General features: G+C 43.5%; 24 protein-coding genes and 2 pseudogenes. 14 read left to right on the top strand and 12 right to left on the bottom strand.

Translation table 11 applies throughout. The features are described from left to right. The first annotated feature begins 516 nt into the window (after nucleotides 1–516). The 8 genes and pseudogenes from NX845_RS05430 (at nucleotide 517) to NX845_RS05395 (ending at nucleotide 5,097) form a co-directional block, all read left to right on the top strand. Nucleotides 517–1,008, top strand: coding sequence for a GNAT family N-acetyltransferase (locus NX845_RS05430; RefSeq protein WP_102446738.1), 492 nt, complete (start codon nucleotides 517–519; stop codon nucleotides 1,006–1,008). A gap of 98 nt (nucleotides 1,009–1,106) precedes the next feature. Then, a complete protein-coding gene (locus NX845_RS05425; RefSeq protein WP_260256610.1) occupies nucleotides 1,107–1,463 on the top strand; it encodes a DUF6404 family protein in 357 nt (118 codons plus the stop codon). A 59-nt stretch (nucleotides 1,464–1,522) separates the two neighbouring features. Beyond that, nucleotides 1,523–1,871: pseudogene (locus tag NX845_RS23415) on the top strand (hypothetical protein). 125 nt (nucleotides 1,872–1,996) lie between these two features. Then, complete coding sequence (locus tag NX845_RS05415) at nucleotides 1,997–2,587, top strand: GNAT family N-acetyltransferase (RefSeq protein ID WP_260256608.1); 591 nt, start codon at nucleotides 1,997–1,999, stop codon at nucleotides 2,585–2,587. 15 nt (nucleotides 2,588–2,602) lie between these two features. Then, on the top strand, nucleotides 2,603–3,031 hold the full coding sequence (locus tag NX845_RS05410) for a VOC family protein (protein ID WP_260256607.1): 429 nt from the start codon (nucleotides 2,603–2,605) through the stop codon (nucleotides 3,029–3,031). A 222-nt stretch (nucleotides 3,032–3,253) separates the two neighbouring features. Next, complete coding sequence (locus tag NX845_RS05405) at nucleotides 3,254–3,604, top strand: cupin domain-containing protein (protein WP_102561381.1); 351 nt, start codon at nucleotides 3,254–3,256, stop codon at nucleotides 3,602–3,604. A 292-nt stretch (nucleotides 3,605–3,896) separates the two neighbouring features. Then, nucleotides 3,897–4,667: an alpha/beta fold hydrolase gene (locus NX845_RS05400; protein WP_065681370.1), complete on the top strand. Its 771-nt coding sequence runs from the start codon at nucleotides 3,897–3,899 to the stop codon at nucleotides 4,665–4,667. Between the two features lie 112 nt (nucleotides 4,668–4,779). Beyond that, on the top strand, nucleotides 4,780–5,097 hold the full coding sequence (locus NX845_RS05395) for a heavy metal-binding domain-containing protein (protein ID WP_017082406.1): 318 nt from the start codon (nucleotides 4,780–4,782) through the stop codon (nucleotides 5,095–5,097). 106 nt (nucleotides 5,098–5,203) lie between these two features. On the opposite strand, the gene NX845_RS05390 is transcribed toward NX845_RS05395, so the two are convergent. Further along, entirely contained in the window at nucleotides 5,204–5,602 is a 399-nt protein-coding gene (locus tag NX845_RS05390; protein ID WP_260256606.1) for a hypothetical protein, read from the bottom strand. A gap of 196 nt (nucleotides 5,603–5,798) precedes the next feature. Here NX845_RS05390 and NX845_RS05385 point away from each other — a divergent pair, with 196 nt between their 5' ends. Beyond that, nucleotides 5,799–6,278, top strand: a complete 480-nt coding sequence (locus tag NX845_RS05385; protein ID WP_017081211.1) for an Sbal_3080 family lipoprotein — start codon at nucleotides 5,799–5,801, stop codon at nucleotides 6,276–6,278. A gap of 217 nt (nucleotides 6,279–6,495) precedes the next feature. On the opposite strand, the gene NX845_RS05380 is transcribed toward NX845_RS05385, so the two are convergent. Continuing rightward, nucleotides 6,496–7,344 carry a DMT family transporter gene (locus NX845_RS05380; protein ID WP_017078342.1) on the bottom strand — a complete coding sequence of 283 codons (849 nt, stop codon included), beginning with the start codon at nucleotides 7,342–7,344 and terminating at the stop codon, nucleotides 6,496–6,498. Nucleotides 7,345–7,483: 139 nt separating this feature from the next. On the opposite strand from NX845_RS05380, the gene NX845_RS05375 reads away from it, so the two are divergent. After that, the gene (locus tag NX845_RS05375) at nucleotides 7,484–8,383 is read left to right on the top strand and encodes a LysR family transcriptional regulator (protein ID WP_017092010.1); all 900 of its coding nucleotides are present in this window, start codon (nucleotides 7,484–7,486) and stop codon (nucleotides 8,381–8,383) included. A gap of 172 nt (nucleotides 8,384–8,555) precedes the next feature. Here NX845_RS05375 and NX845_RS05370 read toward each other — a convergent pair whose 3' ends face one another. Next, nucleotides 8,556–10,136, bottom strand: coding sequence for an EAL domain-containing protein (locus tag NX845_RS05370; RefSeq protein WP_065681373.1), 1,581 nt, complete (start codon nucleotides 10,134–10,136; stop codon nucleotides 8,556–8,558). 339 nt (nucleotides 10,137–10,475) lie between these two features. Here NX845_RS05370 and NX845_RS05365 point away from each other — a divergent pair, with 339 nt between their 5' ends. Then, complete coding sequence (locus NX845_RS05365; protein ID WP_065681374.1) at nucleotides 10,476–10,898, top strand: lysozyme inhibitor LprI family protein; 423 nt, start codon at nucleotides 10,476–10,478, stop codon at nucleotides 10,896–10,898. Nucleotides 10,899–11,052: 154 nt separating this feature from the next. After that, nucleotides 11,053–11,844 (top strand): carbon-nitrogen hydrolase family protein, encoded by a 792-nt coding sequence (locus NX845_RS05360; protein WP_260256605.1) that lies wholly within the window; start codon nucleotides 11,053–11,055, stop codon nucleotides 11,842–11,844. An 84-nt stretch (nucleotides 11,845–11,928) separates the two neighbouring features. Here the strand turns inward: NX845_RS05360 and NX845_RS05355 are convergent, their stop codons facing one another. The 8 genes from NX845_RS05355 to NX845_RS05320 form a co-directional block, all read right to left on the bottom strand. After that, nucleotides 11,929–14,388, bottom strand: coding sequence for a CHASE3 domain-containing protein (locus NX845_RS05355; protein ID WP_260256604.1), 2,460 nt, complete (start codon nucleotides 14,386–14,388; stop codon nucleotides 11,929–11,931). A gap of 224 nt (nucleotides 14,389–14,612) precedes the next feature. After that, a complete protein-coding gene (locus NX845_RS05350; RefSeq protein WP_004730338.1) occupies nucleotides 14,613–15,614 on the bottom strand; it encodes a substrate-binding domain-containing protein in 1,002 nt (333 codons plus the stop codon). A gap of 105 nt (nucleotides 15,615–15,719) precedes the next feature. Then, entirely contained in the window at nucleotides 15,720–16,664 is a 945-nt protein-coding gene (gene rbsK / locus NX845_RS05345) for a ribokinase (RefSeq protein ID WP_102456392.1), read from the bottom strand. Between the two features lie 192 nt (nucleotides 16,665–16,856). Next, nucleotides 16,857–17,735, bottom strand: coding sequence for a ribose ABC transporter substrate-binding protein RbsB (gene rbsB, locus NX845_RS05340; protein WP_009844904.1), 879 nt, complete (start codon nucleotides 17,733–17,735; stop codon nucleotides 16,857–16,859). A gap of 149 nt (nucleotides 17,736–17,884) precedes the next feature. Beyond that, on the bottom strand, nucleotides 17,885–18,871 hold the full coding sequence (gene rbsC / locus NX845_RS05335) for a ribose ABC transporter permease (protein ID WP_004730344.1): 987 nt from the start codon (nucleotides 18,869–18,871) through the stop codon (nucleotides 17,885–17,887). Next, complete coding sequence (gene rbsA / locus NX845_RS05330; RefSeq protein WP_102446728.1) at nucleotides 18,868–20,373, bottom strand: ribose ABC transporter ATP-binding protein RbsA; 1,506 nt, start codon at nucleotides 20,371–20,373, stop codon at nucleotides 18,868–18,870. Before rbsA ends, rbsC begins: the two co-directional genes overlap by 4 nt. Nucleotides 20,374–20,473: 100 nt before the next feature. Then, nucleotides 20,474–20,893 (bottom strand): D-ribose pyranase, encoded by a 420-nt coding sequence (rbsD, locus tag NX845_RS05325; protein WP_029222043.1) that lies wholly within the window; start codon nucleotides 20,891–20,893, stop codon nucleotides 20,474–20,476. 234 nt (nucleotides 20,894–21,127) lie between these two features. Then, nucleotides 21,128–21,529 (bottom strand): winged helix-turn-helix domain-containing protein, encoded by a 402-nt coding sequence (locus NX845_RS05320; protein ID WP_260256601.1) that lies wholly within the window; start codon nucleotides 21,527–21,529, stop codon nucleotides 21,128–21,130. Nucleotides 21,530–21,918: 389 nt separating this feature from the next. On the opposite strand from NX845_RS05320, the gene NX845_RS05315 reads away from it, so the two are divergent. After that, entirely contained in the window at nucleotides 21,919–22,539 is a 621-nt protein-coding gene (locus NX845_RS05315) for a porin family protein (RefSeq protein WP_065681380.1), read from the top strand. 181 nt (nucleotides 22,540–22,720) lie between these two features. On the opposite strand, the gene NX845_RS05310 is transcribed toward NX845_RS05315, so the two are convergent. After that, nucleotides 22,721–23,764 carry an endonuclease/exonuclease/phosphatase family protein gene (locus NX845_RS05310; RefSeq protein WP_065681381.1) on the bottom strand — a complete coding sequence of 348 codons (1,044 nt, stop codon included), beginning with the start codon at nucleotides 23,762–23,764 and terminating at the stop codon, nucleotides 22,721–22,723. A gap of 191 nt (nucleotides 23,765–23,955) precedes the next feature. Between NX845_RS05310 and NX845_RS05305 the strand changes: the two are divergent. Next, nucleotides 23,956–24,128 (top strand): annotated as a pseudogene (locus tag NX845_RS05305) (class A beta-lactamase); the annotation flags it as partial.

Genomic DNA, 24,128 nt, shown 5'->3' with positions numbered 1-24,128 from the left:
GTTTTGTCATTGAACACCTCATTTATGGTGGAGACTTTACCACCTAATTTGGTGTCCGGGATCATTAGACCACTACACATTTAAGTACCACATAAGTGTGGCAGATCCTCGGGAGGGGGAATCCATGTCATTCGTTATATGTTTCAAGGAAGATGATGAAAAAAATAGTACTTTCAATATGTTGCTTAATGGCGTCCAGTCAGGCTAATGCTAACCTCAAGGTAGATTTTCCCTTCCAGAAAAAGTTTGAAGTGTATGAGGTTAGCGGGAATAGTGTTAAAGAAATTGAACGCTCATTTAACGCTAGACCCGAATTTCTCGTAAATGAAGGCTTTGACGGGTACACCGCGTGGAAATATGACTTCAATACGAATGATGATACGGTTATCTTGGTAAGATACTGTTATTAAATGAGTTATTTAACTAAGTATGAGATGGTTAAATTATTAGACAGAAATGCTCTAGTGATAAAAATCATAATTATTCAGTTTAATAACTGCTGTGCTTGGAGAGGAAATGGTCAGGGAAGCGACAAAAGACGACTGTGTAAAATTAGCGGCATTGTCCATTAAAGTCTGGCTAGACACATATGCGAGAGAAGGGGTCAAAACTGAATACGCTGAGTATGCCTTGTCTACTTTCACGGCAGCCTACTTCTTTGAAATATTGAATACCACTAAATATCGTGTGTTTGTAAGTGAAGAAAATGAGGTTATTCAAGGCTACGTAATGGTTAACCTTGAATCGCACTACCAGACGTCTGGCAATGGCTTTGAAGTAGACAAACTTTATGTAGATAACATTTTCAAAGGTAAAGGGATAGGTCGAAAGCTTTTGAATGGAATCGAGAATCAGTTTGGTAATAAATACTGGCTGTACACGTGGGTAGAAAATGAATCGAATGGCTTTTATGAACATTTAGGTTTTAGTCGAATAGGTTTACTGACTTTTGAGTTTTCCGGATCGTTGATAGAAAACAACGTGTATCAATCAGCCCACACACATTGAATCTAGTTAGTCCTTTAGTGGGTAACACTGAACAACCCTTCTCGATAAATCGTCGCATAGTCATAGAATTCAAGTGGCATAGGCATAGTGAGGTAAAGATGGAAAAGGCGAAATTCATTCAGCAGCACCTTATTGAAAAGGGTGCCCCTGCAGACCTAACGAGGCCAAATGCCTTTATTTGGTCAAAATATACTAACGTGTCTCAAACGCCTCTGGTGTTTCAATCGCTTCAAAAAGTATTCTTGACGTATGGATTATCGATGGCGGTAATTTGGGGGTCTTTGATGTGGATGTTTACTTGGCACTCAGAGCCCGAACATTGGAAAACTTACCTTATTTCATCTGCTATTTTCGGTTTCTTTATGGGGCTTGTTAATGCGTTCAGAATCGTCAAAGCACGAAAAGAATTGGGTGAGAAGAGTTGGGAAAATTGGTGTAAGAAAAACTACGGATGAGCGCGATAACAAGCAGTTAAAATGATTCGTAATACTTGGCATTTAGGAGTTTAAATTAGATGTATAAACTAGAGATTTTTTGTACGCCTGAGCAACAAGATCTAGTTTTGAGCACCTTACATGAGTCGGGTGTCGATAGAATTGGAAACTATGATCACTGTTGGGCTATTGGTTCTGTTATCGGTTCTCATCGAGCTCTTGATGGCTCTTGATGGTTCTGCGCCTGTGTTTGGGTGCAACGGGAAAGTCGAAAACTACCCGTTATTAAAAGTTGAAATCAACGTGGCAAAGAGCCAAGTGAAACCAATCGTTGATCAGCTTAGAGTTTGTCTCGGCTGGGAAGAGCCTTTGGTCAATGTTTTCAAAGTTTGTAATTCGGAGTTTGCTCTTCGAGGTATATCTTCTTGATATTTACAATAGCGCTATAGCCAAAGATTTGCCAGACGAATACGTTACGCCTTGCATTTTGGTGAAATGGCAAACGTTACACAACACTTAACACCGCGTTGGCGATAAAAGGAAAATTGAGAGTTATGTGGATAGAACAGAGCCTGATTGAAGGTGAGCATGTTGCTCTTGAGCCTCTTACTATGGGGCATGTATCTGAATTAATCGAGGCCGTGAAAGATGGAGAGCATTGGAAGCTATGGCTCGCTAATGTACCGAGCCCAGAAAAAATGGAGCAATACGTTGTTGATGCTATCGCTCAAATGCATCTAGGTAATATAGCTTATGCCGTGCGAGCTAAAACTACCAATCAAGTAGTAGGGACTACCCGTTACTATGGCGTTGATAGACCAAATAGACGTGCTTTGATTGGTTATACCTGGTATTCAAATGCGGCTAGGGGAACACTGATAAATAAAGAGTGTAAATACCTTCTTCTAAAACAAATATTTGAGCGCTATGAAGCCATTGCAGTCGAGTTTCGCACTCATATTGGGAATGCCGTCTCTCGAAGAGCGATTGAAGGGCTTGGTGCAAACCTCGACGGTATCTTGCGTAATCATCAAATCTTAAAGGATGGCTCGGTAAGAGATACGGTTGTGTATTCAATTATTGACTCGGAGTGGCCAGAGGTTAAGCAAGGCTTTCTGAAAAAACTCAGTCAACAAGAGCCTTAATACAAGGAAGTAAGTATGGAAAATTATTGGAATCCGATGGTTCCTGAACTATCCGTTAGCAACTTTGAGCACTCGCTTGCCTTTTATGTTGATGTACTTGGTTTTTCTATTCGCATAAGGCGTGAAAACCCTGATTTTGTGTATCTCGAACAAGAGCATGTGCAGATGATGTTAGAGCAAATCAGTGATGAAGGATGGATTACTGGTGAGCTTGAGGCTCCCTTGGGGCGAGGTGTGAACTTTCAGATTGAATTAAGTGACTTAGAACCTCTAGTAAAACGTCTCCAAACCCACAAAGTGTCCCTGTTTCGTGAGATGAAAGAAACTTGGTATGACATTGGTGAAAAGTTGTCTGGGGAGCGTGAGCTTCTTCTCCAAGATCCGGATGGTTATTTGTTAAGGTTCACTCAACACCTCGGAGAAAAACCGAAGACTTTGGTGTGAACTCATTCATTGTTTTCCAGACTAGCCAAATCGACCATCAAACCTAATCGCGGATTCATCAGGCGCGCTAAAAGTAAACCTGTAAGACTCAGGATAACAGTGCTAACAACGGCTTAGAGTGATTCTAAACACGTGGCATTCAACCATGCAGTGCCACTTCTTACCGTAGCGTTTTATTGTTTAACAGAATAGCGGAAACTAGTCAGAGAGATACAGAGAGTTATGATACGTAATTTTTATACTTGCGATAAAGAAACAGATGAAAGCAGTCATGATGGAGAGGGGTCGATAGACATCTATCGTGCGTTCAGACGTAAAGACTTTGATGGTGCTTGGGATTTTGCCATCCGTGTTGTCATGCCACCGGGAAGTTCTATGGGGGAGCACTCTCATGGAGACGATGAAGAAATGTATATTATTCAGAAAGGTGAAGGCACGATGATCATTGAAGGTGTCGAGACAAAAGTGACTGCGGGAGACATGATAGTAAATAAACGTTTTGGTACCCATGGCTTGGCTAATACATCAAAAAAAGACATTGAGTTGTTAATCATTCAAGCCAGCCTGAAGTAAAGCGTCAAGCTAGAAATGTTGGTACGGCCGCAGTGCCGTACCGTCCCGATTAGGCGCTAGGCAATGAGGCATTCATAAGGAGTAAAGAGTGAATCATCAAGTTCGTGTAGGTGTGGCTGCGGTCATTTTTCGAGAAGGGCGTATTTTACTTGAGCTGAAAGATGATGAAAGCAAAGAACGTATTGTGTTTTAAGTGGCTTAATTGGCACATCTATAACAAGCGATTCGACACGCTTGGCATGTGAAGTATGCATAAGTTTATTAGCGTGTTCAGTTGGTTTCAGAGGAACAAATGAAAGAGTTTAAGGTAAAGGGGAGTAACGCGATACTCAGGTATCATGATCTTCCCGGTTCGGAAATGCCTATTGTGTTTATACACGGTATTGGTTGTGCTTCCTCGTTTGATTATCCGGCCGTTGCGGCCAGTGATTGGTTACTTCCTCATCGGCGCATTCTTGTTGATTTATTAGGTTCTGGGTTTAGTGATAAACCTTTGGATTTCGATTACTCCATCGGTAGCCACGCGGTTTATCTTGAGGCGTTTATTCAATCTTTGGGTTTGGATAAATTTGTTATCTATGGTCACAGCATGGGTGGCGCCGTGTCGGTTGTGTTGGCTGAAAAAGTTCAACCACAACTACAGGCCTTGGTGTTGAGTGAGGCTAACCTTGATTCTGGCGGTGGGTTCTTTAGCAAAAAGATTGCGAGCTTCACCGAGCTTGAATATATGAATCACGGTCACGCACAGATAGTGCAACACAGTATCGATGACCAAAATACTCAATGGGCTGCCAGTTTAGCCGTGAATTCAGCGATAGGTACGCACAGGCAAGCCGTGTCCTTGATAGAAGGGCAGCTCCCGAGTTGGCGTGATAGGTTGTATTCTCTGAACGTAAACAGAACCTATATATTTGGTAGCGAATCTTTACCTGACCGCGATCCAGAAGAGCTGAGTAACCACGATATAGCGATCAGCGTTGTTTCTGATGCTGGACATTCAATGGCGTGGGAAAACGCTGATGGGCTAGCTGAAGCCATTAAGCGCGCGATATTAACAACCTAATCAGTAATTCAAGTAGACATGGTGTGTTCGGTGCGAATAAGCACCACATAAGTGTGGCAGATCCTCGGTAGGGGGGAATCCATGTCATTAATTATCTTCTAAAGGAAAAATTATGATTTTTACTACGACAGAAAGTGTTCCAAACCGTGAGATTGAGGAGATTCTGGGTGTTGTAACTGGAAATGTTGTCCAAACAAAACATGTTGGTCGAGACATTATGGCGGGTTTTAAAAGCCTTGTTGGTGGTGAACTAAAAGGCTATACGGAAATGCTTTCAGAGGCTAGGGATACAGCTATTCAACGTTTAGTTTCTGAAGCGACTGACTTAGGTGCTGACGCAATTGTGGGCATTCGGTTCTCTACTAGTGCAATAATGGACGGCTCGTCTGAAATCATGGCTTTCGGAACTGCGGTAAAGTTAAGAACATAACAAGCCTTCATGAGTCAAAACCGACACTTGGTATTTCTTCGGTGTTGGGTCTATTGTTTTCTTGAAAGCTAATCAAACAGGGCGCCATTAACAGGCGCCCTTTGTGTTAGTTGGAAACGCTGTAAGTGTCGTAGTCACGAAGTAAGAAGAGTGCGACACAGGCTGCGAGCATTGGCCAAGAGGCAAAAAACAGTAGGTTGTTGAACGGGTCCATGTATTTTCCAAAAGAGGCGAAGGTTGAACCTGCGTGTAGGACCAAAATGGCACCGTAGGTGTACTTCTTCCACATACCTACAACGAATGCGCCTAAAAAGCCGAGCTGAGCGACACCCATAGCCATCATCGCGTTATCCGAGATGTCGATGCCGTAAAAGCCAGACAACACCTTTGTAGCGTGCTCTGGTACCAGAATCTTATCTAAGCCCCAGAACAAGAAGACGATAAAAATGCCAACTCTCAGCAGCAATAGGCTAGTCGCCAATTTCGTTTGAAGTTTCTTTTCCATGATATTCCTTTTAATGCACTCAACGATGCGATGAAGTTAAATGTCCATCAAAGGAGACCCATGGCCGTTGGTTTTTCTTTCGCTATTTTTCAATGCCTTATGTAACAAGGAATGTATGATTAACTTTTGTTTATATAATATGTCATTTTTTTGATGTGGTATCATTCACGCAGTTAACTGTTAATGGATATATAACGTGAAAAAATACCTACTATTATCGCTTTCGGTTTTAATTTTGGCTGGTTGTGGAGCCCCTCGTTACACAGGGAGCGCGATTCCAGAACCTACGACTGAAGTGGATGTTGTTATTGTTAAAGACGCTGAAACACGTGAAGGTTTTTTAAATACCATGGAAACCTGGTTGCAAGATAACGATTATACCTACACCGTCGTACCTGATAAGTCGAAGCACGATCTTGATAAGCTAACATTGGAGTATGAAGGCCATTGGAGCTGGGACTTAGCGTTGTTCTTAAAGCAAGCGGAGATCAATGCTTATCAAAACGGGCAAAGAGTAGGTGAAGTAGAGTTTAAAGTTCCATATACGGCTAACCCGAACAAGTTCGGTGATGCATCTAAGCGTATTGGTTTTATGATGGATACGGTATTTGGTAAGAAAACCGCTGAAGAAGCGACGAAAGCGGCCAATTCATCAGATTCAAAAGCGACGAACTAGTCTAAATAGCTGACTAATTCATCCCTTTGTTCGCTTTCTATTTCTCTTTAAGCTCAGCTCGAAGAGACGAAGAGACGAAGAGACGAAGAGACAAAGATGTGAAGCCGTGGCTTTTACCGTTACGGCTTCACATTGTTCATATTAATTAAAGCTCTTGTCTGAAGTGATATTTTACTCATTTCGCTTGGTATTCAGGGCCTGGTATCAATACGTTTCGCTATCTTTGCTTCTTTTCATTTCGAGCCAGCCAGATGAGCGGCAATATGATCATTGCAGTGCCAATCGCCATTGCAATATCAGGCATTTCACCAAACCAGACCAACCCAACTCCCACCGCACCGAGTAAGCCGCTGTATTCAGCACTGGCGATTTTATTGCTTTCTGCCGATCGGTAAGTGACGACACATATCGCTGCGTAGATGAGGATAAAGCCACTTGAACCTGCGGCAGTGATAAGTGGTGACCAATCCCATTCACGGCCTTCCCAAATAGCGAGTCCAAGTGATGCCGGAACGCCTGCTAAATTGGTTAACAACAACGTTTGTGCCACGGTTTGGTGCTTCGGGAGTTTGCGGATCAATAAGTTATTACTGGCAATGGTTAACGCTACGATAAGCGCTGCAATAGCCGCCCAATCGATCTCTGTCGGGCGAATGATGACCAGAACGCCCATAAAGCCGAATATTCCAGCAGCAACTGAGTAGCGGTTGAGTTGCTCTTTGAAAAATACCAAGGCTAACGGCAGCATCATCAAAGGTGCGGCGTAGAAAATCGCGTTGGCGGTGGCCAATGGCATGGCATTGATGGCAAACACCATAAAGATCGCACCCAGTAACCATATGTGCGCGCGCAGGGCATGCCATTTCAGCCCATCGGTGAAGCTCTTTTTACTCACGCCAAAACAAAAAGGCAGAAGGATTAACACGGCAGTTAGCTGTCTGAAGAAGACAAATTGAAACACAGCAATATCTTCGCCCAAGGTTTTAATTAAGGCATCAGAGAAAACCGCAATTAGATTACCGACAATGAGTAAACTCATTGCCATTCCAACAGACATTGAAGGCATGATGAAGCTCCTATCATTGACTGACGCGTGTTCAGTGTGAGTTAAAAAGAAAATGAAGAAGTGTGATGGCGTAATCTTAATGCATAAAATCGTTTCATATATAATGATAAAAATTCACTTAGTATGAGCTGAGCTAATAATGAAATTACCACCTTTAAGAGCAATACAATGTTTCGAGTCGGTCGCTCGTTTTAATAGCTTTTCTCAGGCGGCGATAGCGCTTCATGTTACTCAAAGTGCGGTGAGTCATCAGGTTCGCTTGCTGGAGGAATACTTAGGTGAAACCTTGTTTGTGCGTCAGGGAAGGCGTTTATCGCTCACCCCGATAGGAGAGCGTTACTACGAAGAGGTGTCTCATTCATTGCAGAATATCGCGCAAGCCAGCTACCAAATCCGCGAGGGTGAAAGTGGGAAAATTCGGATTGCAATGTACAGTTCTTTGGCCGTTAAATGGTTGGTGCCTAGGCTCGAAAACTTACGCCAACAGCATCCAGAAATCGATTTAACGTTAAGTATGGTGGCCGATGAGCCAGAGTTCTCGGATCAAGTTGCCGACTGCTTTATCACTGCTAATCCGCCAAAGAAAAACTACGTTAGTGACTTCTTATATAAAGAGCAGCTATATCCGTTTTGTAGCCAAAAGGTGTGGCAGAGAATTGAAGATAAACCTTTGCCAGAGGCACTATGGGATCAGCAGTTACTTTCAGTAAATTCAATCTTCAAGGAAGGCGGTGAAGCGAAAGACTGGGCTAAGTGGTGTGAACTCGGTGGTTTCAGCCTGCCAAAGGATGTAAAAATTAGCCAATTCAGCCACATGGTACTGGCCGCAGAGGCCGTGAAATACCATCAAGGTATCGCGTTCCTGAACGACTACTTTCTTAATGACCAAGATCTTCAACAAAACTTAGTTCGTATCCCAATGCACGATTTACCGACTGGCGACAATATGTACTTTGTCTACAAAAATTCGAGAGCCAAGCAGTTTGAAATCAGAACGTTAGGCCATTGGCTCAAACAGCAATGTTTTGATTATGAGTAAACGGTGAAGCGTAACATTGAAAGAAACCGCTCACTCTCAGATACATGCGTGGTATCTAGATAACACGCATATATTTTAGGGGCGTGAACAACGCTCTTATGTTCGTTGGAAACGCTTCAAGTGTCCTACGAAGTAAAAAGATTGTGAGGCAGGCTGCGATCAATGAGTCTGCTTAGACTTGTTCCCATTCTGGCGTTGAGGTGGATGAGAGTTTGTCTTCATTATCTGCAGCCATATGTTGCTGTCTGAGCAAACTTATCGTCAGGCTTATTGGCATCGGTTTATAAAAATAGAAGCCTTGGATATAGTCGACGCCCAGTTTAGACAAGATGTTCACTTGGGATTCGTACTCAACCCCTTCGACGATGACTTGCATACCTAAGGTGCGGGACAACTGAAGCATGGACTCCAGCAAAGGGATACCAAGGCTTGATTCGTCGGATATGTTTTTCACAAACACGCGATCAATCTTGAGAATGCTGAACGGGAACTGTCTTACGAAATCTAACCCGGCGTAGCCTGTACCAAAATCATCAATCGCGACTCTTACGCCCATATTCGATAGTTTGGTCAGGTTGTCTTTAATCTTAACCATATCGGCATCAGAACATTCACCATCTTCGGTTACTTCAAAAACCACCTGTTTGAGAATGCCTGGGTTCTTCTTGTATATATGGCTCACCTTGCTTGCGAAGTTGCTATTTGATAGCACATTCCGGCTTATGTTGACGCTGACATACCTTGATTGAAACAGGTGTTGGTTGCTGTTGATCATGGCTAATACTTCACGTAACACGAAGTACGTGAGGTCTTCTATTAACCCTAAGCTTTCTGCAAGAGGGATGAATATTGCGGGAGATACGTTACCTTCGATTGGGTCATGCCACCTCAACAGAGACTCACAACCGACTATTTCATGAGTATTATGGTTAACGATAGGCTGCAAGTGGACATGCAAGTGATCGTTTCTTAATGCATCAGATAATGAATACTCTAAGCTTCTGTGGTTTTGTTTATTGTGCCTGATAGACACGGAGATAATTGTCGCGATTCCTGCAAATAGGAAACCGAACCAAGAGTAACGTAAGAGGTAATTAAAGTAATACTGATACCCAATATATGAGGTAACGGTTAGTGGGTATTTATCAGAAACAATGACTACTTTCTGTAAATATGTCCCTTCGTTTGGTAAGGATATATTTTTATCAATTACTTTTACTTTTGATTCGATACCAAAATTGGATAGATTTCGATTTACTATGTCGTACAGGAAATGAGGAGGGATCATTAAGCTAATTCCCGCATTATCTTCGTTAGAAGAAATGAGCATGATGGAATTGACTTTAGTGATCGCAGCATTGGTATAAGACAACGTGGTCATGTTGGGATCGGAATTCAAACGCTCTCTTATGGATTTAAAGAGACGGAATGAGACGTCACCTTCTGTTGTTGAACAATAAAATTGGTCATTTTTATTGAACAACGCCGCTTCTTTAATCCAGTCGGTATCAAAAACCGTTTGTCTCAGCCGAGTAACCACGGACTCGCATGATTGCCCGTGCTCAACCTCAGTCAAAAAGTAATCGAATTGAGATTGAATGTGCCTCAGTTTTTGCTCTAGTTGTTTGGATGAGTCTTCAGTCAACGTTTGGTAATGAAAAGGCGTAGCCGGAATGAGCATTGCCATTGATATACAAAAGGAAACAACGAAGCATAAAGATGTTTTAGCAATATTCGGGTAATTGATATCCATAGTTGGAGTAAGACTACCGATCTAAGTGAGCATTCGATTTAATTTATAAATTTAACGATTAGGTAGCAAGGAAAATAATAAATATTGTGAATGAACGCATGAATTATTGATAAAGATAATGTTTTTTCGATTTTACCAGTAACATATTGATGTTTAGCCGGTTTTTCTTTGTGGATTTTACTTGGTTTTGCAGTACTAATACGAATAAAAGATATTTATAACCCTATAAAGACTAGAGTTATATACGATTGGGATATTGAAGGAAATTGACTCAATAATCTGTGTTTCAGTTAATCGAAACATGTCGCAAATTTATTGATGACAGAATCAAGGATTTTTATGAAAAGAGTGATAACACTGTTCGGTTTGGCTTACTTCTCGTGCTCTGTGCTCGCTGTTGAAAAGACCGTCGATTGCAAGAATGCTATGAACACGCTAGAGATTAATCACTGTGCGGCAATTGAGTTGGAATCTGCACAAGCGGAACTGGATAAATACCTTGCAGCCAGCTTTGAGCACAATGCTTATGATGCTGAGCTGGTGGCTTCAATTAAGAAGGCTCAGGAGAGCTGGCAGGCGTACATGTCGGCTCATTGTAGCTCTGTGTACACCCAATGGCGTGATGGTTCAATACGAGGCCTTATGGCGCTTTCCTGCAAGACAACGTTAACCAAGCAGCGCACGCACGAAGTGTGGGCAAATTTCTTAACCTACATGGACAGCACTCCACCAGTTTTGCCAGAGCCTAAATTAGCGCCGTAGGCAGATTTGAAATGCGTACAGGATTGTGCACCTGCTTCAACCTTTGGCGTGTGAATAAGAAAGTGATAGGGAGTTGCCTTACTCTGTCGTTCTTAGTTCTTAGTTCTTAGTTCTTAGTCTCTAGTTTGAAGTATTACCTAGCAAGGATTCGATTTTGAATAATGTCAGTATCACCCTTATTCAGCTTGAAGTTGAATACAAAAACAAACAAAAGAACATTGAGTCGGTCTCTGATCTTTTGGAAGCGGAGTCGTCAGTCGGTGATATTACTTTACTGCCTGAACTGTTCACTACTGGGTATATTTTTAACGATGCTGAAGAAATTCATGAACTGGCTGAAGACTTCAACGACAGCAGTACTATTGATTCGTTAACTCAGATGGCAGCGAAGCATCACACCTTGATTGTTGCTGGTATTGCAGAGAAAGATAGCGGCCAATATTACAATAGCGTCGTGGTGGTTGATGGTTCAGGTTTACTTCATAAATACAGAAAAGTCAGTCAAACCAAATTCGACAAACAGTATTTTTCACGTGGGTGTGAGCTCCTTACATTTGAGCTCAAGGGCTTAAAGTTTGGTGTTGCGATTTGCTTTGATATTTGGTTCCCGGAGATCATGAGGGCGTATCAGTCGGTCGACGTTATTCTGCACCCGGCCAACTTTGGCGGTCACCACAGCTTTGCTATTGCTCAAGCGAGAGCTTTAGAAGAGGGGTGTCATGTCGTGACGTGTAATCGCGTTGGGCAGGATGTGGTTGATGCGTTTACCGCGACTTATTGTGGTAGCAGTAGAACCTATTCACCAAAGGGAGACTTAATGCTTCAGCTCAACGACAAGCAATCTGTAGAAACTGTGAGTATTCAAGATCTCTCGATTGCGCCGCAATATAATGGTATTGATGTCGAAGATGAGGTCCAGCAAATAACCGCCCTGTTAGACCGTTAAATCGTTAGAACAAAGACTAGAGCGACATAAGATCGAAAAGCGCAAAGTGATTAAACCTTGCGCTTTGGTTTGAGAGTGGATTTTTTAAGTTTTATCATTCATTTGAGTCTGGCGCTCAATCGAATTAACGGCTTTCATCCGCTGAGCTTGATGTATGTTGACCGTCAGTCGATTGAGCAGTTTTTGCAGCAGTTCAATATCAGGCAGTTGCTGATCTTTTGCCTGCACTTCTAGCTCTAATGCCTGCTTAGAAAGCATGGTGAGACCTAAGTTTAGCGACATACCTTTAATGGAGTGCAGGGTGCGACATAGTGGCTCTAACTCCTTCGATAAATAGTATTCGATGACTCGATCAACAGACTGTTCGAACTCAATAATGGTTGAATCGATAAGTAAGCTGAATCCTTCCGTGTCGTCTTTAAGTATGCGTATTACTTCTGACTGACTTATCTCTTCTTCTGTTAATCTCAGTGTTTCAATTGGCTTGCGATGAAGTTCGACGATGTTTTCGATGTCACTCGAGCCTTCGGTTTTTATTTGCTTAGGTAATCGATTCGAAAATTGTTGCAGGGCGTCGAAAAAGCTCTCTTGTTGCAGAGGTTTAGTCAGAATATGGTCGACACCGGCTTGAATGAAGTTGTCATGAGCTTCACGGAAAACATCGGCCGTGTAGGCGAATGTCAAGGTGTCGAGTTTTAGTTTCTCGCGGATGTACTGAGTGGTCTCGATCCCGTTCATTTCCGGCATGTGATTGTCCATCAAGATCAGATCGTATTGATTGGTTTTGAGGCGTTCAATTGCCAATTTACCATTCTCCGAAAGATCAACATGATGGCCGAGCTTTTCACAGAAGCCTTGTGCAACGATCGCATTAATACGATTGTCTTCCACCAATAAAATACGCAATGAATCACAAGTCAGGTTTTCTGTATTGATTACTGGTGTGACGATATCCCCTGTTTTTCCTTCTTGCCATGCGATAGGTAAAGAAACTTGGAATTTTGTGCCAAGCCCAACAGCGCTCGTCAGTGTTATTTCACCATTCATTAGGCTGACTAGATTCTTAACGATCGCGAGGCCAAGCCCCGTCCCGCCAAACTTTCTTGTGGTTGAAGTGTCAGCTTGTTCAAACGAATTAAAAATTTGCTCGTGTTTGTCCTTTGGAATGCCAATACCCGTGTCTGTTACCGTGAGAATAAGTTGGTTGTTTGGTCTGTTGAGATCCGCTTGAATGGATACGTGACCTTCTTTAGTAAATTTGGTCGCATTACCGCCCAAGTTGAACATGATCTGACGTAATCTTGCACAGTCTCCGATCAGCTGGATGCTTGTTGGTATATTATTTTCGATTAACAGGCGAATGCCTTTTTCATCGGCCAAAGGTTTAAGCGCGCTACGTACAGGTTGTATTACTTGGACAAAATTAAAGGGTGCAAAGTCTAACTCAAGCTTATTTTCTTCCACTTTCGAGAAATCTAATATGTCGTTGAGTATCGTCATTAAATGATGGCCAGAATCGAGAATGAGATCGATGTTCTCTTTTGTTTCCGGCTCTTGGGTTTGGCTGGCAATGATCTGGGAGATACCAAGTACTCCATTCATTGGCGTTCGAATCTCGTGGCTCATAGTCGACAGAAACTCGCTCTTAGCCCTTACCGCCGCTTCTGCTTTGGTTCTTTCTTCGACTAACTCCTGATTTTTCTTTCGCATTTCGCTGTCATTTTTTACGAGGTTTGTTGTCATTTTTTGAAAGCTTTGTGTGAGGAGAGCCACTTCGTCTTGGCTGTCGTTCTTTGAACCAAGTTCGAGAGTCGCAGCGCCTTGTTTCAAATGGCCAGCGGCAACTTGGTTCGCTGCTTTAAGTAGAGTGTGTAATCTTCGTTTAATTCGCTTGGACGACCACGTAGCGACAAGGAGTGAGATAAACACCGAAAACAGTGTTCCCAGAATGAGTACATAACTGGTTTGATTGGCTGAGCTTTCGGACTTGGCGACTCTGACACTGATAAGTTGTTGTTCAATTTCAATAAATTGAGCAATCTCTTGACGGACCTCATCAATCAGTTTTTTTCCGGTTTGCTGCTGAGTGAGATAGACAACACTCTGCATTTCAGCTTCACCTCTGTTCACGAGGTTGCGCTGCATGATCTCTTTCTCTCCTGATTTTTCTAGCCATGTGTTGTGGATAGCATCAATTCGATTAAGGCGTTCTACTTGAGGTGGGTTGTCACTCACTTGAGTCGCAAGGGTTTGAATTTTTTGAGGCCATACATCAAGTGCCAAGTAGTAGGGTTCTAAAAAAACGAGGTCACCGGAGATCAGATAGCCACGCTGAGCCGTTTCCATGTCTACTGTTAGGCTGAGAAGTTCTTGAGCCCGAGCGATGGCTTTGTGTGTATGAACGACCCAATTATTGTCTTTCACAATATTTCGGGTGTTGTCATGAACAGAAAAAGCAACGATAAGCATCAAAGCGATAGGAATAAAAAAGCTAACCAATAGCTTCTTCTGTAGGGATATGTTGTCAAACCAACCCGCGATCATAAAACAGCGCTCTCCGTGTCGATGTCATTTCATTGTTAGTGTAGATGATAATGAGTAGCTAAGTGCGTAAATAGTTGCTAAGTGCGTAAATGCATACTTTTGTCGTGAAAGTTCTGCATATAAAGGGTATTTAGGGAGCAACTAAAAGTCGTAATTATGTACCAAAGACAAAAAAGCTAGCCCGAATAAGCTAGCTTTCAACTGTATCATGGGCGGGTTGAGCCCTAAATCGCTTTTACGCTGCTTCGCTCTACAAGAGTCGGTTCTAGTTCAACGACTTGCGGGTAGGCGTCTGGCGTTTGTAGTCGGCTTAACAGGGTATCGACCGCCGCTTTACCTAAACGATGCTTTGGCTGGTGGATTGTGCTTAAAGCGGGTGTCATGTACTTAGATAAGTGGATGTCATCGTAGCCAATGATAGACAGGTCATTTGGAATCAATGTGCCATCTTGAGCTGCCGCATGAATCACACCCATCGCCATCATGTCGTTACTAACGAACAAGGCCGAAGGCATTTGACCACGAGCTTTTAATGTTTGGTAAGAATCAAAGCCACCATCACATTCGAAGTTTGATTCAACAATCCACTTAGGGTTGATCTCTAAATTCGCTTCTTCCATTGCTTGTTTATAGCCTTGATAACGAGAAGAGGCTTGGTTGCGATGCAGTGGGCCAGTAATACAGCCAATATCCGAGTGACCATTGTCGATCAGGTGTTTGGTTGCCATGTAGCCACCTTGATGCGAGTTGTCTTGGATTTTATCACTTGCGAACAGCATTGGCCCCCAGTCCATTACCACGACAGGCAACTCTGGATAGCGCTCGAACACATCGATATGCTGACCTTCAAGCGTTGAACACATCAGCATCAAGCCATCGACGCGCTTTTGTAGCAAGGTATCGATAGAGGATTTCATGCGTTCGCTGTCGCCTTCGGTGTTACACAAGATAAGGTTGTAACCTTTCTCGTAGCAACGACGCTCAACACCTTTTACTACCTCACCAAAGAATGGGTTGGTAGAGGTGGTAACCAGCATGCCCAAGGTTTTGGTTTGCTTCATTTTTAAGCTGCGAGCCAATGCAGACGGCGCGTAGTTGAGTTCTTTGGCCGCACTGTTAACACGCTCAGCAATCTCTTCACTGACAAAACGTGATTTGTTCATCACATGGCTCACGGTAGACGTTGAAACTTTTGCAACCCGAGCGATGTCTTTCATTGTTGCCATATAAAATCCTTGTGGGAATCACTTTTCCACGTTGGGCGATATTCTGCCTGAAAACAGGGGCTTATGCTTGTTATTTGTTGTTACCGATTAACAGTCAAAATCAAGCTAAGCAGACAGTTGCTCTGCCAAAAACGCATCGGTTTCAGCACGGCTTGGAATCGACGTTTGAGCGCCAAAGCGAGTCACTGAAATGGCAGCGGCAGCGTGAGCAAACTTAATCGCGCGTTCTAATGGCATGTCTTCAAGCAAGCCTGTGACTAATGCGCCATTGAAAGTATCACCAGCAGCGGTTGTGTCCGTAGCTTCAACGCGGAAGCCTGCGATTAATTCACCTTCGCTAGCTTCATTACCTTGACCACGATGACTAACCCAAACGCCTTTCGCGCCTAGCGTGATCATTACAGTCTCGATGCCTTTAGCATGCAGAGCCAGGGCAGCCTGATGAGCAGATGCGTTGTCCGTCACGGTAATGCCCGTCAGCACTTCTGCTTCTGTTTCGTTGGGTGTGATCACATCAACGCAAGCAAGCAGTGAATCCGATAATGGACGAGCAGGAGCCGGGTTAAGAATCACTTGCGTGCCGCTCTCTTTTGCTACTTTTGCTGCGTATTCAATGCCTTCAATTGGCGTTTCAAGCTGAGTCAGCAGGTACTTAGCACCGCGAATCTTCTCTAGATGCGGTTCGATTTGGTCGCAAGTCAGCTTGTTGTTGGCTTCCGCAGAGAGACAAATGCTGTTTTCGCCCGTTGCTGATACTTGGATCATCGCGATGCCCGTCGGTGTGTTTTCTGCAACGATCACACCGTCTATGTTGATGCCATCTTTGGCGAAGTCTTGACGAATATTGATCCCAAATGGGTCGTCACCAACACAGGCGATAAAGCCAATGTCTGCGTTTAATCTTGCTGCAGCGACCGCTTGGTTTGCGCCTTTGCCGCCAGGGATGACCTGATAGTTACCGCCAATCAAGGTTTCACCCGGACGAGGGAACGAAGGAACTTGCAGTACGTGGTCAGCGTTAACGCTACCTAAAACAATCAGTTGAGTCATGATACGAGCCTTATGATATATCGTATTTGAAAATGCATGGGTCTTTCTCATGGTGTTGACTGCGCTCTCGTTTGTAAGCGGCATGAGAAACAGCGATGCACTGTCTGGGTTGGTTTAATAAGGCAGGGATAGGGGAATCCCTGCCTATGTGTCGCTCTATTTTTTGGTTTATTTAATCGATATTGGATTCAATTACTTAGCGATGATTTTTAGAGGTACAGGTACGTACTCGTCTACTGTCTCGCCTTTCAGTACTTTGTCTGCCATTTCAACACCTAAAGAACCGATTAGGTCAGGTTGTTGTGCAACCGTTGCGCCAAGTAGGCCACGGTTAACTGCAGCGATGCCGTCTTCAGTGCCATCAAAGCCAACGATCATTACGTCTTTACCAGAAGCTTGAACTGCGCGAAGTGCACCTAGTGCCATTTCATCGTTTTGAGCGAATACTGCTTGTACGTCTGGGTTAGCTGCAAGCAAGTTTTCCATTACGTTCAGACCTTTAGTACGGTCGAAATCAGCAGGTTGGCTTGCTAGAAGCTCTAGGTCGCTGCCGTTTACTGCGTTCATGAAGCCTTCACCACGTTCACGAGCAGCAGAAGTACCAGCAATACCTTCAAGTTGTATTACTTTTGCTTTCTCGCCTACTTTTTCCATGATGAAGTGACCTGCCATTTCGCCGCCGATTACGTTATCAGAAGCAATGTGGCTCACTACGTCACCACGGCTTGCGCCACGGTCTAGCGTTAGTACAGGGATGTTTGAACGGTTAGCAATGCGAATTGCGTTAGATACTGCATCTGAATCTGTAGGGTTAATCAGGATTGCCTTAACACCACGAATGGTTAGATCTTCAATGTTCGAAAGCTCTTTGCTTGGGTCGTTTTGAGAATCAAGAACGATAAGCTTGTAGCCTAGCTCTTCCGCTTTAGCTTCTGCGCCATCTTTCATGGTTACAAAGAATGGGTTATTCAATGTAGACAGAACGATTGCCATTGTATCTTGCGCCTGTGCAGACACAGATACCGTTGTAGAAAGAAGAGCAGCAGAAATAAGAGTCGCTAATTTTTTCATGGTGTAAGTCCTTTGTGTAGGGTGAGCTAGGAGGTGAGTCCTAGCTCGTAGTTACATTATTTATAGATTCTAATATTTTAAGGTAAAACAAACTGTTACTTTTATTAAACTAGAGTGTTACTTGTATTAACCTAGGATGTGAATAGGTTTTATTTGTTTTTGTTGTCGACCAATACCGCCAGAAGAATAACCACTGCTTTTGCAATCATCTGGTAGTAAGAAGATACGTCTAATAGGTTTAGGGCGTTGTTTAGGAAGCCGATAATCAATGCACCAATTAATGTGCCCATGATACGACCACGACCGCCGGCTAAGCTTGTGCCACCCAGTACTACGGCTGCGATGGCGTCTAATTCATAACCCATACCTGCGGTAGGTTGAGCTGATGACAAACGAGATGCCACGATGATGCCTGCAACTGCTGCTAACAGACCACAGATTGCGTAAACGCCGATTTTTACTTTGTCTACGTCGATGCCTGATAGGCGAGTTGCTGATTCGTTGCCGCCCAGTGCGTAAACGTAGCGACCAAAGCGTGTGTGGTTAAGTAGGTACCATACTGCTGCGAATACCACGGCCATGATCCATACTGGAACTGGAATGCCCATTGCGTAGCCTGTACCGAACCAAGCGAACGCGTCTGCAGTGTCAGTAAAACCAGTAGAGATAGGGCGACCGTCGGTGTAAACCATGGTTACGCCGCGCAATAAAGTCATGGTCACTAGTGTTGCGATGAAGGCTTGAACCTTACCCTTGGCGATAATCACGCCACTGATCGCACCCAATGCTGCGCCTGCTACTAGAGCGGTTGGCACTGCGATCATCACTGGGATTTCCATGCCAATCATGCTGGCTGCGAAAGCACCACAAAGCGCAAGTACAGAACCAACACTCAAGTCGATACCCGCGGTTAAGATAACCAACGTCATACCTACTGCGATAATGGCGTTAATCGAAGTTTGGCGTAGGATATTGAGGATGTTATCGACGGTGAAAAAGTTTGGGTTTAAGAATGAAACGACAACAATCAAGAAGATCAAAGCAATCAATGACTTTTGATCAATCAGCCACTCTTTGCTGATTAATGGTTTTTTCTTTGGAGCTTCGGTTGTTTTGCTCATGGTTTTAGTACTCATGCTGCGTCCTCGTTGATCTTTTTACCGACCGCACACGCCAGTAATAATTCTTGGTTTGCTTCTTTAGCATCAAATTCACCGCTTACACGGCCTTCATGCATCACCATGATGCGGTCACTCATTCCTAACACTTCTGGCATTTCAGACGAGACCAAAATGATGCTCATGCCGTCGGCTTTAAATTTATTAATGAGTTGGTAAATCTCTTTCTTCGCACCAACATCGACACCACGAGTGGGTTCATCAAGAATCAGTACTTTTGGTTTGGTCATCAAGCCTTTAGCAATTGCCACTTTCTGTTGATTACCGCCAGAAAGGTTGCCAATAATTTGTTCGCGAGTCGGGGTTTTGATGTTGAACAGCTTGATGAAGTCATCGACTGCAATCACTTCATCTTTATGTTGGATTTGACCTTTCTTAGTCAGCAGATCCAGTGCACATAACGACATGTTTTCTTTCACTGAAAGTCCTAGCACAAGGCCATCGCCTTTACGGTCTTCAGAGATGTAAGCAATGCCATTGGCCAAGCCGTCTTTCGGGCTTACAGGGTTGATGGTTTTGTTTTCTAGGTTGATGACGCCGCGCTCACTTGGAAGGGCACCGTAAATCACTTTCATCAGTTCAGTTCGGCCTGCACCCATAAGGCCAGATACACCCAGGATTTCGCCGCGCTTTAGAGTAAAGCTCACGTCATGAACGCCAGAACCAGTTAGGCCAATCACTTCAAGACAGGTTTCACCGTGGTTCTGCCCGATACGTGGGTATTGTTCGTCTAGCTTACGGCCAACCATCATTTCGATTAGGCCATCTTCGTCGGTGTCTTTTACTTCACACTGACCAATAAACTTACCGTCACGAAGCACGGTGATGTCATCACAAATCTCGAAGATCTCTTTCAAGCGGTGAGAGATGTAAACAATGCCGCAGCCTTCAGAACGTAGCTCGTTAATTACCTTAAACAGCGACTCGGTTTCGGTATCGGTAAGCGCATCAGTTGGTTCATCCATGATGATGACCTTAGATTCAAACGATAGGGCTTTTGCGATCTCTACCATTTGTTGCTCACCAAGGCTCAACTGGCCTAAAGGTGTTTTCGAGCTGTGTTTCACGTTAAGGCGTTTAAGTAGCTTGTCGGCTTCTTGGTACATCTCGTTCCATAAGATGCGACCCATGGTGCCCGTGATTTCACGCCCTAAGAAGATGTTCTCGGCGATGGTTAACTCAGGAATTAGGTTCAGTTCTTGGTGAATGATACTAATGCCTGCTTGTTGAGAGTCACGCGGTCCTTTAAATGCAGCCGGTTTTCCTTGGTAAGCGATAGTGCCGCTGTCCAAGTGATAGATACCCGTAAGCACTTTCATAAGCGTGGATTTACCTGCACCGTTTTCACCCATTAACGCCATTACGCGTCCTGGGTAAACGTTGAGGCTTGCCTTATCCAGTGCTTTCACACCAGGGAAGGCTTTCTCAATTGAGCTAAGTTCTAAAATGGCTTGAGTCATGTCGGTTCCTTTACTCGGGGCCAGTTGTATTTGATTGTTCTGTATATGCATTATTTTTGGTTCAGTGATGACACTGAGCTGTCGTTGCGTTTCGCTTGAGCTAAAACGTTACGCCAGCTTGGAAAATAACATTTGCGTATGGCGTGCATTCACCAGTGCGAATCACCGCGCGGCTTTCATGCGTACGCTCTTTGAATTCTTCATGAGTGATGTAAGTAATCGAAAGCGGTTTGCCGCAACGCGCTTCTTCTGTCTTGATCAAATCAATCAGCGCAGCGTGGTGCTCTGGGCTTACTTTCGCAAACTCTTCTGCAATCACAACGCCTTCAATTTGAGACTCATCCAGCATGGTTTTTACTGTCTGCTGAAAACTTGGAACACCGTGAGTCAAAGCAAGGTCTATGCGAGTCACATGATCCGGAATCGGCAACCCTGCATCACAAATCGTGATTTCATCTGTATGGCCAAGAGTCGCCACTAGGTAAGAGAGCTCAGAGTTTATTAGGGTACTTTTTTTCATATCACGACCTATCGAAAAATAACGTTTAATGGGTTGAGAACAACTCAAGAAAAAGCCATCGAAACGTTTCGATAGTGATAATAGTGTGTGATTTATCATTTGCACGTTTGATTGTTTTAGAGTGTGATAACGATCATCGAAACGTTTCGATGGGGCGTTTTTTGGTGATCGCAATCACTTTCATCGGCAATTAAGAAGGTAAGGCAACGTAACGTTAACTTAAGGCAAAGGGAGTTAAAGTTTATTCACCGGAACATTTTGAACAGATTCTATAGGGGAGGCTTTAAGGGGTGTTTCTATTACTACATATCCAGCTTCATTGGTATTGGGTATGACGAACAACGTATAGCCATATCGAGGAATCGTAACAATTTTGATGTTAGATGCTCTCAAGCGAACAAAAACATTCCTTAAGCAATAAATGACATTGGTTAGTGCTTGTGTCGGCACCGTTTCGTTTCCCCAACATGCGTTCACGATGTCTTTTCTAGGGATGGGTTGTCCGGCGCTTTTCGACAGTAGACAAAGCACGGAAAACAAGTGGTGACGTAAATAGATCTTGTTCCCCTGTTTGTTCGTGATGTTTCGAGTATCTACGTTAAGAGTTAGGTCGCCAAAGTGGATTTCGTTATTCATTGTTTTTCGATCTTTCTCATTCTTCATTGTGGAGGAGTGGGTTGGGATAGCAGATAAAGCGCGCGGATTATGCAAAATAACGTCACTGTTGAAAGTAAGCATGCGTAAGTCTGCACGAATAAAATCTAAAAATGGGATGGTTTGAAAATTGATGGGAGTTTTTTTGAAGAAATAGATGGATTTTATTTGTCGATTATTCAAATGGTTATTTGGCTATAACTGATTGTGTTGTATGAGATTACAAAGTGATTATATTTTTATTTATTTTTTTGTTTTCTGTGAGCTTAACCTGCTTGCCAATTCGACGGGGTGTCGGATAACTCTAACAAGATTGTGCAGCATAGGAAGGCGTAACAATCTTGATTTGCATTAAGTAAGGTCAAGCCGTAATGAACAAAAAATTTCTTCTAAGCATCGCAATGATGTCAGTATTTTCAGCAAACAACGTAATAGCAGCGGACAGCGGTTTCTACCTAGGTGGTGCAATCGGTACGTCTGGTGTGGATGACGGTGGCATGTTTGATTCTGTAAATGTACCCGTTAGCTTTGAAGCAGAAGACAACACATATCGTTTGATTGCCGGTTACAAATTTAATCGCATCGTTGCGATTGAAGCGCAATACACGGACTTTGGTGATGTTGTTGCTAAATCACCAGGTCGTAATGATGGTTTCACTTGGACACCTCAAATCTTTTCAGTAACGGCTAACCTTGGTTACACGTTTGATAATGGCGTTCGTCCATTTGGTACTATCGGTTTATCGACTATTGATCTAGACATGAAGCTTGCAGACGGCTCTCGCCCTTCAGAAAGTGGTTTTGATGATACGGGAGACGGCATCCGTATGGGTGTTGGTGTTGAATACACACCACCTACAATGTCTTCGTTGAGCGTTCGCCTAGCGTACGAAGCTGATGCTTTTGACATCGAAGATAACGACAACGGACACAAGACAGAAGAAACCGTTGTTCTGGACTCTTTTTACTTAGGCGCAATGTACACATTCTAAGTTTAACACCTTGCTAAACGGTAAATCGGTTCTAAATGGGGCGCCGGTTGGCTCAACCCGTTTGGCTAAAGTGGAAAGCCGCAGTTTTTGACTGCGGTTTTTTTCTGTCTGTTACAGCTTGCGTTTTTACATGTTCGGATTAGGTAAGACGCCTGTTTTAAAGTGAACCTGAATCGGGCTGTTAAGCTTCACGAATATGAGCGGTGACAGCAACGATGGCATGGTCCGTACTGAATTGATCGTGCTCGAAGCTTGGATTAATGAGGTGATGATCGACCACTGTGTAATCAGACAATTCCATCAAACTTGAAGAGTTCTGACAATCGAATTCGTTCGACATCAAAATGTAATCCAGTACAGACCCAGAAGCGCCGTAGTAATGGGTTGGTTTACGCTGTTCAAGCAAGTCTTGTTCATGCAATTGATGATAAATATCCCAGCTGTCTTTTAAGCGGAAGTGGGAAAGCCAATGCTTGCTGTTTTCGTCTCGGTTGATTGCGTAACTCAACAGCCCTTTAAACTCATCGTGGAATAATGGTTTATTAAAGTCACCCATCAACACGACTGGCTGATTGGTTTGGTAGCGATGATTGGTGATGTATTGATGCAGCATCTGAGCTTCAAGGCCACGTTGAACACTGGATAACCAAGAGCCAAGTTGTTCTTGGTGGAAGCGAGTGAGCGTGTCACTTTGTGGCTTTGCGCCTTGCTGAGCGTTATCCGAATCGACAGATTCAGTTCTTGGCTCCGTCGGACGCTGCGATTTGAAATGCACAACATAACAGTCGGTTGAACCTAAATGAGGTAACGTAATCGTGGCATGAACAGGCGTTCTGTTGAATGAGAAATTGTCATTAAGATTGAACGCTGTCAGTAACTTCGAGTCTGGCGTAACAGGCTGCACGTTTTCAATCGGGTAACGGGAAGCGATACCAACGACAGGTGAGGTATATAAGTAGTCATCCTCAACGTGTGCACTATCGACAACCGCAAAGTAAGGGTAGCCAAGTTCATTCATTAACTGCTCTAAAGGCTGCGGGCTAAATATCTCTTGAAAGCCAATCACATCACAATCTACTGAACGAATCGTTTCAGCCATCCAGTGCTGTTTCTTCTGCCATTCATCGAAGCTGTAGATGTTCTCAAAATCATAGTAAGCATTCGGTGGTTCGAGGTAGTTCAAAAGATTGAACGTTGCGAATGTTATGTGGTTTGGTTTATTCAAGGTTGAATCCTATTGAAATCACTTCTTTAAGGATATCTAAAATACTGAGATATTGTTTGGGTTTAGTCAGTTATTTTCATTTGATCTAGCGAAGGTTGTCGCTTTCTGCTTGGATTTTCTCTGCTCGATGCTCTTTAGGTGTCGAGTTTAATTTTATCTACGATCAATCGATCGCTTTTTATGGTTTCACAATGAAAAAATATACCTCTCTCGCTCTTGTGCTGTTGAGCGCTTTCTTCTCTACATCGTTATTGAGTCATTCTTTGGATCCTGAGTCTATTGAGCAAATCGAGTTTCGTGTATCAGCGCGCATTGGTGTCGCAGTTTATGATTCCGCGACTGAGCAAACATGGAGTTATAAGGG

Origin of the sequence: Vibrio sp. NC2, from assembly GCF_025195005.1 — a bacterium.
In the GTDB taxonomy this organism is placed as follows: domain Bacteria; phylum Pseudomonadota; class Gammaproteobacteria; order Enterobacterales; family Vibrionaceae; genus Vibrio; species Vibrio splendidus.
The sequence above is the reverse complement of the archived record's forward strand: the minus strand, read 5'-3'. Positions and strand labels throughout refer to the sequence as shown.

What these genes read in the sequence shown, in the direction of transcription:
- rbsD (WP_029222043.1), bottom strand. Translation starts at nt 20,893, where the DNA reads ATGAAAAAAAGTACCCTAATAAACTCTGAGCTCTCTTACCTAGTGGCG.
- NX845_RS05350 (WP_004730338.1), bottom strand. Translation starts at nt 15,614, where the DNA reads ATGGCAACAATGAAAGACATCGCTCGGGTTGCAAAAGTTTCAACGTCT.
- NX845_RS05395 (WP_017082406.1), top strand. Translation starts at nt 4,780, where the DNA reads ATGATTTTTACTACGACAGAAAGTGTTCCAAACCGTGAGATTGAGGAG.
- NX845_RS05380 (WP_017078342.1), bottom strand. Translation starts at nt 7,344, where the DNA reads ATGCCTTCAATGTCTGTTGGAATGGCAATGAGTTTACTCATTGTCGGT.
- NX845_RS05370 (WP_065681373.1), bottom strand. Translation starts at nt 10,136, where the DNA reads ATGGATATCAATTACCCGAATATTGCTAAAACATCTTTATGCTTCGTT.
- rbsA (WP_102446728.1), bottom strand. Translation starts at nt 20,373, where the DNA reads ATGACTCAAGCCATTTTAGAACTTAGCTCAATTGAGAAAGCCTTCCCT.
- NX845_RS05415 (WP_260256608.1), top strand. Translation starts at nt 1,997, where the DNA reads ATGTGGATAGAACAGAGCCTGATTGAAGGTGAGCATGTTGCTCTTGAG.
- NX845_RS05320 (WP_260256601.1), bottom strand. Translation starts at nt 21,529, where the DNA reads ATGAATAACGAAATCCACTTTGGCGACCTAACTCTTAACGTAGATACT.
- rbsK (WP_102456392.1), bottom strand. Translation starts at nt 16,664, where the DNA reads ATGACTCAACTGATTGTTTTAGGTAGCGTTAACGCTGACCACGTACTG.
- NX845_RS05430 (WP_102446738.1), top strand. Translation starts at nt 517, where the DNA reads ATGGTCAGGGAAGCGACAAAAGACGACTGTGTAAAATTAGCGGCATTG.
- NX845_RS05375 (WP_017092010.1), top strand. Translation starts at nt 7,484, where the DNA reads ATGAAATTACCACCTTTAAGAGCAATACAATGTTTCGAGTCGGTCGCT.
- rbsB (WP_009844904.1), bottom strand. Translation starts at nt 17,735, where the DNA reads ATGAAAAAATTAGCGACTCTTATTTCTGCTGCTCTTCTTTCTACAACG.
- NX845_RS05405 (WP_102561381.1), top strand. Translation starts at nt 3,254, where the DNA reads ATGATACGTAATTTTTATACTTGCGATAAAGAAACAGATGAAAGCAGT.
- NX845_RS05355 (WP_260256604.1), bottom strand. Translation starts at nt 14,388, where the DNA reads ATGATCGCGGGTTGGTTTGACAACATATCCCTACAGAAGAAGCTATTG.
- NX845_RS05410 (WP_260256607.1), top strand. Translation starts at nt 2,603, where the DNA reads ATGGAAAATTATTGGAATCCGATGGTTCCTGAACTATCCGTTAGCAAC.
- NX845_RS05365 (WP_065681374.1), top strand. Translation starts at nt 10,476, where the DNA reads ATGAAAAGAGTGATAACACTGTTCGGTTTGGCTTACTTCTCGTGCTCT.
- NX845_RS05315 (WP_065681380.1), top strand. Translation starts at nt 21,919, where the DNA reads ATGAACAAAAAATTTCTTCTAAGCATCGCAATGATGTCAGTATTTTCA.
- NX845_RS05425 (WP_260256610.1), top strand. Translation starts at nt 1,107, where the DNA reads ATGGAAAAGGCGAAATTCATTCAGCAGCACCTTATTGAAAAGGGTGCC.
- NX845_RS05390 (WP_260256606.1), bottom strand. Translation starts at nt 5,602, where the DNA reads ATGGAAAAGAAACTTCAAACGAAATTGGCGACTAGCCTATTGCTGCTG.
- NX845_RS05400 (WP_065681370.1), top strand. Translation starts at nt 3,897, where the DNA reads ATGAAAGAGTTTAAGGTAAAGGGGAGTAACGCGATACTCAGGTATCAT.
- rbsC (WP_004730344.1), bottom strand. Translation starts at nt 18,871, where the DNA reads ATGAGTACTAAAACCATGAGCAAAACAACCGAAGCTCCAAAGAAAAAA.